We start from the raw sequence: 12047 nt of genomic DNA, 5'->3' as shown, positions 1-12047 counted from the left end.
GTCGGGACAGCCTCAGGAAGGGGTGTGCTTAGAGGCCGTGCATTCTAGCCTAATTCCACGGCTTTCGGCACCCGCCAGAGGGCAATGCTGCCAGGCGGCGGAACCGGACTTCAGGGTCAGGAAAAAGCCGCTGAAAAAGCTTCACATTCTGCCCTGACAACCGCCTCAACTCGTCCAATCGCTACCAGACAACCCATAGATTGTCGAGATATGGTGCGGCCGGTCGTTTGCGTATACTGCTGCCTATGTCCGTCCACACTGTTTTGCGCCAGCGCTGCGCCACATGGCTCTTCGCAACCGGTCTCTTCCTGATGCTCGGTGCCTGTGTTGAAAAACCCAGCACCCTCGAGCGAGTCAAGGAGGACGGTGTGTTGCGCGTGATCACCCGCAACAGCCCAGCCACCTATTTCCAGGACCGTAACGGCGAAACCGGCTTCGAGTACGAGCTGGTGAAGCATTTCGCCGACGATCTGGGGGTCAAGCTGGAGATCCAGACCGCCGACAACCTCGACGAGCTGTTCAGCCAGCTGGGCAAGCCTTCGGGCCCGGTGCTGGCCGCTGCCGGCCTGGTCAGCAGCGAACAGCGCACCACCCAGGCGCGCTTTTCCCATCCTTACCTTGAAGTCACCCCGCAGGTCATCTATCGCAATGGCCGCTCGCGCCCCACTGAGCCCAAGGACCTGGTAGGCAAGAAGATCATGGTGCTCAAGGGCAGCAGCCATGCCGAACAGCTGGCAGCGCTGAAGACGCAATACCCTGAACTGCAATACGAAGAATCCGACGCAGTCGAGGTGGTAGACCTGCTGCGCATGGTCGACGAAGGGCAGATCGACCTGACCCTGGTCGACTCCAACGAGCTGGCCATGAACCAGGTCTACTTCTCCAACGTGCGCGTGGCCTTCGACCTGGGCGATGCCCGCGACCAGCGCTGGGCCGTGGCCGCCGGCGACGACAACAGCCTGCTCAACGAGGTCAACGAATTCCTCGACAAGGCGCAGAAGAACGGCACCCTGCAACGCCTGAAGGACCGCTACTACGGCCACGTCGACGTACTGGGCTACGTGGGTGCCTACACCTTTGCCCAGCACCTGCAACAACGTCTGCCCAAGTACGAAAAGCACTTTCGTGCCTCGGCCAAGGTCGAGCAGGTGGATTGGCGGCTGCTGGCGGCGATCGGCTACCAGGAATCGCTATGGCAGCCAGAAGTCACTTCCAAGACCGGCGTGCGCGGCCTGATGATGCTGACCCAACGCACCGCGCAGGCCATGGGCGTGTCCAATCGCCTGGACGCCAAGCAGAGCATCCAGGGCGGCGCCAAGTACTTCATGGTGGTCAAGGGGCAACTCGACGACAGCATCAAGGAGCCGGACCGCACCTGGTTCGCCCTCGCGGCCTACAACGTCGGCAGCGGCCACCTGGAAGACGCCCGCACCCTGGCCAAGCGCGAGGGGCTGAACCCGAACAAGTGGCTGGACGTGAAGAAGATGCTGCCGCGCCTGTCGCAGAAGCAGTGGTACAGCAAGACCAAGTACGGTTATGCGCGCGGCGGCGAGCCGGTGCACTTCGTCGCCAACATCCGTCGCTACTACGACATCCTCACCTGGGTTACCCAGCCGCAGCTCGAAGGCCAGCCGGCCGAGGGCAACCTGCATGTGCCGGGGCTCAACAAGGACAAGCCGACGCAGGCTACGCCGTCGATGTAAGGCGCTGGCGCGGCTTCGGTAGAAGCGGCTGCACTAACCCTTGGCCCGTCGGGCCTTGAAGAACTCGCTCAGTATCCGCCCGCACTCCTCGCCCAGCACCCCACCTTCATACAGCACCCGATGGTTCAAGAAGCCCTGGGCAAAGAACTGCCCCTGGCTTTGCACCACGCCCGCCTTGGGCTCCAGCGCGCCGTACACCACCCGCTCGACGCGAGAGTGCACGATCAACCCCGCGCACATGCTGCAAGGCTCCAGGGTCACGTACAGGGTGCTGCCCGGCAGCCGGTAGTTGCTCGCCGACTTCGCTGCTTCGCGAATGGCGACCATCTCGGCATGGGCGCTGGGATCGCTGTCGGTGATCGGCCGGTTGAAACCGCGCCCGATCACCTGGCCGTGCTGCACCAGCACGGCACCCACCGGCACTTCGCCCAGGGCCGCACCCTCGGCGGCCAGCGCGAGGGCCAATTGCATGAATTCCTGGTCGCGGCTGCGATCGATGATACGTGGACGCATCAGACCACCGCGATCGCGGCCATCAGGCCGGTTTCCATGTGGTCGATGACATGGCAGTGGAACATCCAGGTGCCTGGGTTATCCGCCACCAGCGCCACCTGGGCGCGCTCGTTCTTGCCCAGCAGGTAGGTGTCGGTAAACCACGGCTCGACGATCTTGCGGCGATTGGAGGCGATCACCTTGAAACTCATGCCATGGAGGTGGATCGGGTGCTGGTACTGGGTCATGTTCTTCAGTTCCAGGATGTAGCTCTTGCCAAGCTTGAGGGTGGCGATCGGCCGATCGGCGCAGGTCTTGTCGGTGATGTCCCAGGCCTGGCCGTTGATCTGCCAGAGGGTCGGTGGCTTGCCGTTCTCGGTGTTCACCGACACCTTGCCGGCCCACTCGAAATTGAAGTTGAGCTTCTCGGCGTTCTCAAGGTCCGGCTCGGCGATCGGGTTCGCTGGCAGAGCCTTGGGCCAGTCGCCCGGCGCCTCGCTGCTGGCCACCGAACGCAAGGTGCCCAGGCGCACGAACCCATCGCGCAGGGAAATTTCCTCGCCTGCCTCGGGAATGCGAATAGCCAGGCAGATACGCATGCCGGGGCCGAGCCAGTAGTCTTCGTCCAGTGGCCGCGGGGTGACCGGGTTGCCATCGAGGGCATACACCCGCACCTCGCAGTTACCCTTGAGGTTGAGGCGGTAGGTCCAGGTGTTGTCCAGGTTGAGCAGGCGCAGACGCACCACCTGCCCGGCTGGCAGCTCGGTGACCGCATCGGCCTGGCCATTGATGGTGATCAGCCGGCCCGCCGTGCCGTTGCGCGCCGCCTCGCGCGGGATGCTGAACGGCAGCCACGCACCCTGCTCGTCCACGTGCCAGTTCTTCAGGCTCAGGGTGCGTTCGTGCTCGAAGCCGGTGGGTTCGCGCTCCTCGACGATCAATGGCCCGACCAGGCCCCGCCCCAGTTCCTCGGAGCTGCTGACATGCGGGTGGTACCAGTAGCTGCCGGCATCCGGCACGCGGAACTTGTAGTCGAAGTACTCACCGGGTTTGACCGGCAATTGCGACACGTAGGGCACGCCATCCATCTCCAGCGGCAGACGGATGCCATGCCAGTGGATGGTGGTCTCGACCGGCAGGTGGTTGATGAAGCGCACCCGCAGCCAGGTGCCCTGGCGTACCCGCAGTTCCGTACCCGGCGCAGACGGGCCGAATGCCCATGCCTCGGTCTTGTAGCCCTGTACCAGCTCGACATCCAGCGGCGCGGCGATCAGCTCGTAGTCGTGGCCGGCCTGCTCGTCCTCTACCTTGCCCAGCCAGTAGCGGGCCGCGCCTCCAGCGCCCAGGCCCACTACCACGAGGCCGGTAAGGCCCTTGAGCATTTGTCGACGGGTAAAGGACATCGGTGCAGGTACCTCGTTATCGCGCAATCAAGCTGCCAGCATGCCTGGCAATGAAGGGCAAATACGATACACCTGCAATTGAGAAATATTAAGTGAACTGTTGTCACGGTATTTCATGGGCGGCCCGCCAGGTATTGACAGGTGCCGTAGCATGGAAGCCACACCTCCCCGTTACCTGTGCAGGAGCCAGCCCATGAGCTTTACCGACCCCACCCAGGTCGCCGACTACATCCAGCGCACCGAACGCATCGTCCCCGGCCTGCACGACCTGCACAAGATGACCGCGCTGCTGCTGGCCGAGCGCACGCCCAGTGCTGCCGATGTGCTGGTACTGGGCGCCGGTGGCGGTTTGGAGCTCAAGGCACTGGCCGAACGGCAGCCACACTGGCACTTTACCGGCGTCGACCCTTCGGCGCCGATGCTCGACCTGGCCCGCACCCTGCTCGGCCCGCTGGGCGAACGAGTGACGCTGCACGAAGGCTATATCGACAGCGCCGCCAAAGGCCCCTTCGATGCGGCGACCTGCCTGCTGACCCTGCATTTCCTGGCAAAGGACGAACGTCTGCGCACCCTGCGCGAACTCCACCGTCGGCTCAAGCCCGGCGCGCCAATGGTGGCGGCCCACCACAGCTTTCCCAACCAGGGCCCGGAACAGGACCTTTGGCTGATGCGCAACGCCGCGTTCGCCAGCCCCGGCGGGAGGATAACCAAGCAGGCGGCGAACATCGTCGCGAGCATGAAGGAGCGCCTCCCCGTATTGTCTCCCGAACAGGATGTGGCACTGCTGCACGAGGCAGGCTTCGTCGATGTGCAGCTTTTCTACTGCGCCCTGACCTTCAAGGGCTGGGTCGCCTATCGGAGCTGACTGGCCAAGGTGGCGCGCCGACGACCTGCTGGGTGCCAGCTATCTACAACCTCGCGGCGCCCCACGCCACCCACGCTATGGGACTTCCCTACACGAGGAATTCCCATGTCCGCCCCCACTTCGCAATCAACCAGCCAGGAACACCTCCAGCATCTAGCCAGGGCGCTGGTCGCCGACTGTCCCGACATGCGCCAGATGGCCCGCGACACCGCAGGTACCGTGCTGGCACGCCTGGGCCATGCCACCTTGGACCCCGACCAGGTATTTCTCAATCGCTTCCACACGGCGCAAAGCAGCCCCAGGACATTCAGCGGCTGGGAGCACTACGAAAGGCCCTACCAATCTCTGACCTTGCCGCAACTGGTCATGCAACGCTTCGATGTGAACGAGCAGGACAACGCCGACCTGCTCGGCTACTTGACGGGCTTTTACCAGCAGAATGCCAGCCACGACGTTTTCGACGAACGCAACGAGGTCGACCTCGCCCCCAGCGACGTACTTCATGCCTTCTGGGAAATCGATTTCGCCACCGCGTTCAAAGCCAAGCTCGAGCACTTCTGGGCCACCCGGACCGACGACTACCGCACCCTGGCCAAGGCCAACTTCCTCGCCAAAGTGCTGGAAACCTATGCCAACCATGACGACCGCACCCTGGCCATCCACGCGCGCCTGGTCGCCCAGGCGCTAACCGGACGCGTAGACCTGCCCCCCACTCTGGAGCAGCTACGCCAGGACCACACACCCGCCTCGGGCTACCGGCTGTGCACCTTCGACATCGGTGGCCATGTCGCCAGCGACATCCTGCGGGTCGAACTACCCGGTGGCGGGCAGTTGCTCTACCTGCCCGGCGAGGTCGAGGCACTGCACTACTTCGCCGATCGCAAGGCACTGTACTGGTGGGTGCTGGGCAATACCAACCAGGCCGAAAACCGAGCCCGCTTCATGACCCACTTCCCGCTCGCCAGCCACGCCGAACGCGACAGCGACGTCGGCCTGAACCACATGATCGACCTGTTGTTCTTCAACTGGGGAGGCCATGACCACGACGCCCTCAACCAACTGGACACAACCCTGGAGGTCGATGCCTTCACCTACCTGTGCGACAGCATGCGCCAGCGTATGCGCGCTGATGCCGACTTCGCCCTGCGCTCCAATGCCGACCTGAGAAAGCAGCTGTGGATCGGCTATCTCAAGGCCTTCGGCCAGGTGTTCGGCGCCATGGCCGCCGTGGACTGGCCGGTGGCGCTGGCGGTGGTGGGTGCCGGGCTGGCCGAGACCGGGTTGAACATCGACCAGGCCGTCAATGGCCACACCACCGCTGAGCGCCAGGCCGGGGTAACAGGCGCGCTGATCGCAGCCATCAACACCCTGTTCAATGCCACCCTGCTGGTGGGTGCCGGTGCCAATGCCGCCATGGAATTCAGCGAAGAGGGTGAATTGCTCACCGAACCTGCGCAGCAGGAGCCGATAGACACGCAGGAGGAGCAACCGGCTACCCCGGCAGAGCTAGAAGCCTGGGTACCCGAACCGCTAAGACCGGTGCAGCCTGAACAGGTACTCAAAGCCTTCGAAACGAACGAAATCCTCACCGGTGAACCCGGCGAAGGCCCGCTGGCGGGCATCTACACCCAGGGCGGCAAGTTCTACGCCCTGGTCGACGACACTCCCTACCAGGTGCGTTACGTCGGCGAGATGCGCACCTGGGTCGTGGTCGACCCGGAGTCGCCCTACTCGTTCTATCGCAACGTACCGCTGCGCCGGAGCAGCCAGGGTCTGTGGCAACCGGTGCAACCTACCGGGCTAAGGGGCGGTGGACTACCACGCAAGGCGTTGAAGATCTGGGGCCGGGTTACCGGCCGGGTCGCAGCGCAACCTGTGGCGGAACCCGTTACGCCCTACGAGTTGCCTGAACACATGCGAGCAACCCTGCGCCGAGAGACCCTGACCCCTGACAACCGTGGCTTGAGTGGCGTGTACGGCTCTACCGACGCGGTCCTCGACGCCGCCTTCGGAGAGTTCAGGCGATTGCGAGATGCCCTGGCCAGCGATGCCCAGGCCTTCTTCGCTGCTCCGGAACTGCCACCGCGCCCCCTGATCCCGGCCTTGCCTGAAGGGGCTGGCCCGACACAGCTCATCGAGGCGGTCTACCAGCACAGCGAGGGGTTGGTGGTGGGTGAGGTCCATTCGCAAGCTGGCAGCAAACGCTTTCTGATCGACAACATGGCACTGCTGAAGAAACAGAAGGTCCGCGTGCTGTACTTGGAGCATTTCATGTCCGACTTCCACCAAGCCGACCTGAACCTGTTCAGCCAACGTGGCGAAATGCCCAAGGACTTGCGCGACTATGTCGACTCGCTGGACCGCGGCCACGGGACCGACCCACTTGGCCGCTACACCTTCAAGCAGGTGCTGGTCGCTGCGCAACGACAAGGCATTCGCCTACGCACCATCGACTGCCTGGCCAGCTACCGCCAGGCCTGGACAATCAAGCCGTCGCCAGTGATCCGCCAGCAGATGATGAATTTCCATGCCCACCTGGTGATCGCCGCCGACCAGCTTGCACACGGCACCAGCCGTTGGATAGCCCTGGTGGGCAGCTCCCACGCCAACACCTTCGAAGGCGTGCCAGGCATCAGCGAACTCGAAGGCGCGATCGGGCTTCGGGTACAGGACGTGCCACGTGGCCAGCCGGAGCGAATCGGTATGGACCCGGGGCGGACCACGATCGGCATCGACCTGAAATCCGACTACACCCGCTCGGACCTGCGCCTGGAGGCCGCACTCGGCGAGCCGGTTGCACGGCAGGCGCTGGATGTGGTGCTGGCGAACACGGGCGAATTTTCGTTCAAGGATGTGGAAGGCACGGTGAACCTGGTGCATCGCAGCCGTGATGGCCAGCTGAAGTACACCCCTCTGCACCGTGACGTCGGCCGTTACTACCTGGAGCGGCCCGAATGGCCGGCGATCAGCGGCCGCCGTTTCGACAACCTGGCAAACATGCGCTCGGCGCTGGCCCGCATGGGCTTGCACTACAGATTCGTCTGAGCCGGCACCAGCCCAAGTGCAGGGGCTGGCGAGCAGCCCCTGCACTGCCACCGAGCGCGGTGGGTCAGCGCTGGTAACCGCCGCTGGCCTCGATCACCTGGGCCGTCACCCAACGGCCGTCTTCGCTGGCCAGAAACGCGACGACCGCCGCGATATCGGAGGTTTCCCCGAAACGTCCAAGGAGCGTATCGGCCTCGATGGCCGCGACCATCTCGGCGCTCTCGCGCACGGCGGTGTTCATGTCGGTACGAACCCAGCCCGGTGCCACGGCATTGACCGTGATACCCCGCGGGCCCAGCTCCTTGGCCAGCGCCTGGGTCAGGTTGTTGATGCTGGCCTTGGCCATGGAGTACACCGGCACCAGCGCCATGGCTCGCGTGCCGACGCTGGAGCTGATGTTGATGATGCGCCCCCCGTCGGCAAGCCGAGCGAGCGCGGCCTGCACCACGAAGAACGGCGCGCGGGCATGCACGGCGATGATCGTGTCCCAGCTTTGCGGCGTGGCATCCGCCAGGCCGCCCCAGCCGGCGTTGCCCGCATTGTTGACGAGGATGTCGAGGGCGTTGCTGCCGGTACGCTCGATCAACTCGCCATCAAGCCGCTCGAACAAGGCTGGGATGGCCTGTGCATCGACAAGGTCGGCATACAGGGCGAAGGCTCGACCACCGGCTTGCTCGATGCCAGCGACGACCTGCTCGGCGGCGTCCTTGCTGGTGTTGTAGGTCAGGGCGACAGTAGCGCCCTCCTTCGCCAATCGTTCCGCGATGGTGCGACCGATGCCCCGCGAGCCACCCGTGACCAGGGCGGTTTTTCCAACCAGTGAACGTGACATTGCAAACTCCTGAGTGAACGACTTGCAAGCTGAGATCAGACCGCCCGCTCGCGCATCACCGGGCCTGGGTTGGCCTCCAGCAGGGTGATGCCCAGGCGGATCAGGTCGACGTCACCGTCATATTCGTGCGCGGCAACCTGGTGCAGCAAAACGCCGAGCTGCTCCAGTTGCCGGGCGACCTTCAGCGGGCCGGCGTTGACCGGCGTGAAGCCTGCGTCCTCTATCAGGCGGCGAACCACTTGCCCGGCCTCGACGTCGTCGGTGACGTAGAACACGTTGGGCTTGAGCGCCGATTGCGCCCAGGCCCCGGCCTCCAGTACAGGGGCAGGCAGCAGGCTGAAGGCCTTCACCACGCGCGCGCGGGGCAGCCGTTGTTGCAGGTACTCGGCGGTGGAGTTGTCACGCATGAAGGCGTGATCGTGAAAGTGCTCGAAGGCCTCGGTCACGCCAAGCGGGTTCATGGTCTCGATCACCACCTTGCCGTCGAGCGCATCGCCTACGGCCTCGATCACTGCATCGGTGCGCGGCCAGTACACCGAGAACAGCACAGCCTCACCGAAACTCGCTGCCTGATCGATTGAGCCCGCCCGGGCCCGGCCGCCCAGTTCGGCCAGCAACGGGGCGAGCTTGCGCGCCTCGCCGTCCTTGGCCAGCAGCAGCTCATGGCCGGCACCGGACCAGGCCCGGGCGAGGCGGCTGCCGATGTTGCCGGTATTGAGAATTCCTACTTTCATAGCTTGGCCGCTCCTATGCTTGCCTGGGTATCAACGCTGGACAGTCGCCGCGCTGGCCTGCTCGAGGAACAGGGCGATATGGATCGGCGGCATGCCCTCCAGCGTGCCGCCGATGGGCGACGGGCGCTGCGCCGTGGCGATCAGCTGCCGTGCAGCTTCTCGGGAAAGGGGCTTGCCACTTTTCTGGTAGGCGCGCTTGGCCTCCTCCTCGCTCAAGCCGTCGGCAAGGGCAGGCGCGTAGGGCCAGAAATAGATCGGCGTATTGGGTTCGATGCGCCAGCTGTCGGCGAGCGCGCCGGCATCGACCACCTCATAGCCAATTGTCTCGATGAACTGGGTCACTGCGGCTTTGGCCGTCGCGTCATCGCCAGCGATCGGCAAGGTCGTGCGTTCGGCATCGCCCTTGGGCCGGGCATTGTGCTGCATGTGGATCCAGCCCAGGTTGTGCACGCCCTTGACCACCTTCGCGCCCTTCAGGTGGCGCTGTACCAGCTCGCTGGAGGTCAGCTCGCCGTTGTCCAGATCTGCCCGGCGGAACCCGCCGATGCCGGGGTAATAGTTGGTCTGGTCGAGCACCACCTTGCCCGCGAAACCATCGCTGGGCAGCTCCTCGAACACCGCCAGCGGCAAAGAGAGCGAGACGATGTCGGCAGCCGCGATCGCGTCCTCGACAGTGGCGGCGCGGGCCTGTGGGCCCAGCTTTGCAACCAGTTCCGCGAGCGACTCGGGGCCGCGCGAGTTGCTGATCACGACCTTGTACCCGGCCGCAATGGCTAGGTGCGCGAGGGCTTTGCCGACGAGGCCAGAACCGATGATGCCAATGGTCTGTGTCATGTTGCGGGGTCCTTCTACAGGGGATCGATAACAGGTGGCCCACTGTAGAATTGCCTCGAATATTGATAAATACAGGCAAAAGTCAAATACTGTTGTCCATGAAAACATCAATCGACTTGCCAGAAATGCGCGTATTCGCCGCGGTCGTGACCGACGGATCCTTCACCCAAGCCGCCGACCGCCTGGGCACGGACAAGGCGCGGGTCAGCCGCATCGTCCGGCGCATGGAAGAGAAACTCGGCGCACAGTTACTGACCCGCTCGACCCGGCGCCTGAGCGTGACCGAAGTCGGTCGCGACTATTTCGAACGCGCCATGTGCATCCTCAGCGCCGCAGAAGCAGCGGAGGCCGCGGTGGCGCAGCAGTCTCGCGAGCCCATGGGGTTGCTGAAGATCACCGCGGGGTCGGAGTTCGGCCCGCTGGTCGTGGACCGCTGGATCGCGGCGTTTTTGCGACAGGCGCCAAAGGTGACGGTAGAAGTGGAGTACACCAACCGTCTGGTGGACATCATCCACGAAGGGTTCGACGTGGCGATCCGCGTCGGCAGCCTTGAAGACTCCGGCCTTAGCGCGCGTCGGCTTGGCGAGGTCGACTACGGCCTCTACGCCTCCCCCGAGTACCTGGAGCAAGCCCCGGTGCTGGCGGCCGTCAGTGACCTGATGCAGCACGACCTGATCATGAAGACCTTGCGTGGTCGCGCCCACTGGCACCTGCTCAATGGCGCGGCCAGCGAAAAGATCACGACTTCGCCGCGCTGTGCGGTCAACAGCATCATCGCCGCGAACAACCTGGCGCTGGCCGGCCTAGGTGTGGCGCAACTGCCGCAGTTCGTGGCGCAGCCGCACCTGGCGCAAGGTCGCTTGCGCCAGGTACTCCCCGGTTGGGCCGAAGCGCCCGCCCCGGTTCATGCGCTGTTCGCCTCAAGCCGCTACATGGACCCGAAAGTGCGCAGCTTCGTCGACCTGAGCCTGGCCGCGTTCGGCTGAGCCGGGTGCGCCTCAGGAGGCTGACACCTTCGACCACAGGTCGATAGGCCCCAGGCGGTCGGCGCCCTGGGTCTCGAGCATCCAGCCTGGGTATTCACGCGGCAGGCTGCTGACCTCGTCCAGTCGGTGCAAGTCCTCCGCGCTCAGTTGCAGGTCGATTGCGCCGAGGTTGTCCTGCAACTGCTCGACACGCTTGGCGCCGACGATCACCGAGGTGACTACCGAGCGCGACAGCAACCAGGCCAGCGCCACGCGCGCGGGGCTGCAACCGTGGGCCTGGGCGATAGGCGAAAGCACGTCGATGACGTTCCAGGCCCTTTCGCGGTCCACCACCGGGAAGTCGAATTCGCTACGCCGCGAGTCGCCAGGCTTCTGGTTGTCGCGGCTGAACTTGCCGGACAGCAACCCGCCCGCCAGCGGGCTCCACACCAGCATGCCCATTTTCTCGGCCTCCAGCATCGGCGCGATCTCGCGCTCCACATCGCGCCCGGCAAGCGAGTAGTAGGCCTGCACGGTCTCGAAGCGCGACAGGTTGCGGTGCTCGGAAATACCCAGCGAACGGGCAATCTTCCAGGCTTGCCAATTGGACACGCCGACGTAGCGCACCTTGCCCTGGCGCACCAGGTCGTCGAGCGCGCGCAGGGTTTCCTCGACCGGCGTGAGAGGGTCGTTGGCGTGGATCTGGTAGAGATCGATGTAGTCGGTGCGCAGGCGTTTCAGGCTGGCCTCCAGCGCATTCATGATATGCCCACGCGAGGCCCCCACATCGTTGCGGCCCGGCCCCATGCGCATGTAGCCCTTGGTGGCCAGCACATAGTCGCTGCGGGCCAGGCCAAGGTTGCGAAACGCCTGGCCCAGCACCTGTTCACTGGCCCCCCCTGAATACACATCGGCGCTGTCGAAGAAGTTCACGCCGCTGTCGAGCGCGGTCTTAACCAATTGGTCGGCGTCCTGCTGGCCCGCGCCACCGATGTGCCTGTAGATACCCGAGCCGTCGCCGAAGGTCATGGTGCCCAGGCACAGGCGCGAGACAATCAAACCGGTGTTACCAAGAGTCTTGTATTGCATGAGGGTTCTCCCTGCGGTCGCGATGGTGAAGTGACTGCATGGAGAAAGTATTCGGCGCCAGGGCGTGCTTGCGTTGCATGTTCCA

The 12047-nt window shown here is 64.4% G+C and carries 10 protein-coding genes; 4 read left to right on the top strand and 6 right to left on the bottom strand.

The features are described 5' to 3' along the window. The first annotated feature begins 245 nt into the window (after nt 1-245). The gene (gene mltF / locus RAC97_RS02225; protein ID WP_375100412.1) at nt 246-1703 is read left to right on the top strand and encodes a membrane-bound lytic murein transglycosylase MltF; all 1458 of its coding nucleotides are present in this window, start codon (nt 246-248) and stop codon (nt 1701-1703) included. Between the two features lie 33 nt (nt 1704-1736). Here mltF and tadA read toward each other — a convergent pair whose 3' ends face one another. Next, the gene (tadA, locus tag RAC97_RS02220) at nt 1737-2216 is read right to left on the bottom strand and encodes a tRNA adenosine(34) deaminase TadA (protein WP_375100413.1); all 480 of its coding nucleotides are present in this window, start codon (nt 2214-2216) and stop codon (nt 1737-1739) included. Further along, a complete protein-coding gene (locus tag RAC97_RS02215; RefSeq protein WP_375100414.1) occupies nt 2216-3598 on the bottom strand; it encodes a multicopper oxidase family protein in 1383 nt (460 codons plus the stop codon). The genes tadA and RAC97_RS02215 overlap by 1 nt, the downstream gene beginning before the upstream one ends. Before the next feature lie 193 nt (nt 3599-3791). On the opposite strand from RAC97_RS02215, the gene RAC97_RS02210 reads away from it, so the two are divergent. Both RAC97_RS02210 and RAC97_RS02205 read left to right on the top strand, forming a co-directional pair. Next, nucleotides 3792-4463: a class I SAM-dependent methyltransferase gene (locus RAC97_RS02210; RefSeq protein ID WP_375100415.1), complete on the top strand. Its 672-nt coding sequence runs from the start codon at nt 3792-3794 to the stop codon at nt 4461-4463. A 105-nt stretch (nt 4464-4568) separates the two neighbouring features. Beyond that, nucleotides 4569-7508 carry a dermonecrotic toxin domain-containing protein gene (locus RAC97_RS02205; RefSeq protein WP_375100416.1) on the top strand — a complete coding sequence of 980 codons (2940 nt, stop codon included), beginning with the start codon at nt 4569-4571 and terminating at the stop codon, nt 7506-7508. Between the two features lie 64 nt (nt 7509-7572). Here RAC97_RS02205 and RAC97_RS02200 read toward each other — a convergent pair whose 3' ends face one another. Genes RAC97_RS02200 through RAC97_RS02190 form a run of 3 tightly spaced genes read right to left on the bottom strand, consistent with a single transcriptional unit; the run spans nt 7573 to nt 10016 of the window. Continuing rightward, entirely contained in the window at nt 7573-8340 is a 768-nt protein-coding gene (locus RAC97_RS02200; protein ID WP_375100417.1) for an SDR family NAD(P)-dependent oxidoreductase, read from the bottom strand. A gap of 35 nt (nt 8341-8375) precedes the next feature. Beyond that, nucleotides 8376-9074: an NADPH-dependent F420 reductase gene (locus tag RAC97_RS02195; protein WP_375100418.1), complete on the bottom strand. Its 699-nt coding sequence runs from the start codon at nt 9072-9074 to the stop codon at nt 8376-8378. Between the two features lie 30 nt (nt 9075-9104). After that, nucleotides 9105-10016: an NADPH-dependent F420 reductase gene (locus RAC97_RS02190; RefSeq protein ID WP_375100419.1), complete on the bottom strand. Its 912-nt coding sequence runs from the start codon at nt 10014-10016 to the stop codon at nt 9105-9107. On the opposite strand from RAC97_RS02190, the gene RAC97_RS02185 reads away from it, so the two are divergent. Then, nucleotides 10007-10894: a LysR family transcriptional regulator gene (locus RAC97_RS02185; protein WP_375100420.1), complete on the top strand. Its 888-nt coding sequence runs from the start codon at nt 10007-10009 to the stop codon at nt 10892-10894. The genes RAC97_RS02190 and RAC97_RS02185 overlap by 10 nt on opposite strands. A gap of 12 nt (nt 10895-10906) precedes the next feature. Here the strand turns inward: RAC97_RS02185 and RAC97_RS02180 are convergent, their stop codons facing one another. Continuing rightward, nucleotides 10907-11962: an aldo/keto reductase gene (locus tag RAC97_RS02180; RefSeq protein WP_375100421.1), complete on the bottom strand. Its 1056-nt coding sequence runs from the start codon at nt 11960-11962 to the stop codon at nt 10907-10909. Nucleotides 11963-12047 lie beyond the last annotated feature (85 nt).

Origin of the sequence: Pseudomonas sp. LS_2 (assembly GCF_042709235.1) — a bacterium.
Taxonomy (GTDB): Bacteria; Pseudomonadota; Gammaproteobacteria; order Pseudomonadales; family Pseudomonadaceae; genus Aquipseudomonas.
The sequence above is the reverse complement of the archived record's forward strand: the minus strand, read 5'-3'. Positions and strand labels throughout refer to the sequence as shown.

What these genes read in the sequence shown, in the direction of transcription:
- mltF (WP_375100412.1), top strand. Translation starts at nt 246, where the DNA reads ATGTCCGTCCACACTGTTTTGCGCCAGCGCTGCGCCACATGGCTCTTC.
- tadA (WP_375100413.1), bottom strand. Translation starts at nt 2,216, where the DNA reads ATGCGTCCACGTATCATCGATCGCAGCCGCGACCAGGAATTCATGCAA.
- RAC97_RS02215 (WP_375100414.1), bottom strand. Translation starts at nt 3,598, where the DNA reads ATGTCCTTTACCCGTCGACAAATGCTCAAGGGCCTTACCGGCCTCGTG.
- RAC97_RS02210 (WP_375100415.1), top strand. Translation starts at nt 3,792, where the DNA reads ATGAGCTTTACCGACCCCACCCAGGTCGCCGACTACATCCAGCGCACC.
- RAC97_RS02205 (WP_375100416.1), top strand. Translation starts at nt 4,569, where the DNA reads ATGTCCGCCCCCACTTCGCAATCAACCAGCCAGGAACACCTCCAGCAT.
- RAC97_RS02200 (WP_375100417.1), bottom strand. Translation starts at nt 8,340, where the DNA reads ATGTCACGTTCACTGGTTGGAAAAACCGCCCTGGTCACGGGTGGCTCG.
- RAC97_RS02195 (WP_375100418.1), bottom strand. Translation starts at nt 9,074, where the DNA reads ATGAAAGTAGGAATTCTCAATACCGGCAACATCGGCAGCCGCCTCGCC.
- RAC97_RS02185 (WP_375100420.1), top strand. Translation starts at nt 10,007, where the DNA reads ATGAAAACATCAATCGACTTGCCAGAAATGCGCGTATTCGCCGCGGTC.
- RAC97_RS02190 (WP_375100419.1), bottom strand. Translation starts at nt 10,016, where the DNA reads ATGTTTTCATGGACAACAGTATTTGACTTTTGCCTGTATTTATCAATA.
- RAC97_RS02180 (WP_375100421.1), bottom strand. Translation starts at nt 11,962, where the DNA reads ATGCAATACAAGACTCTTGGTAACACCGGTTTGATTGTCTCGCGCCTG.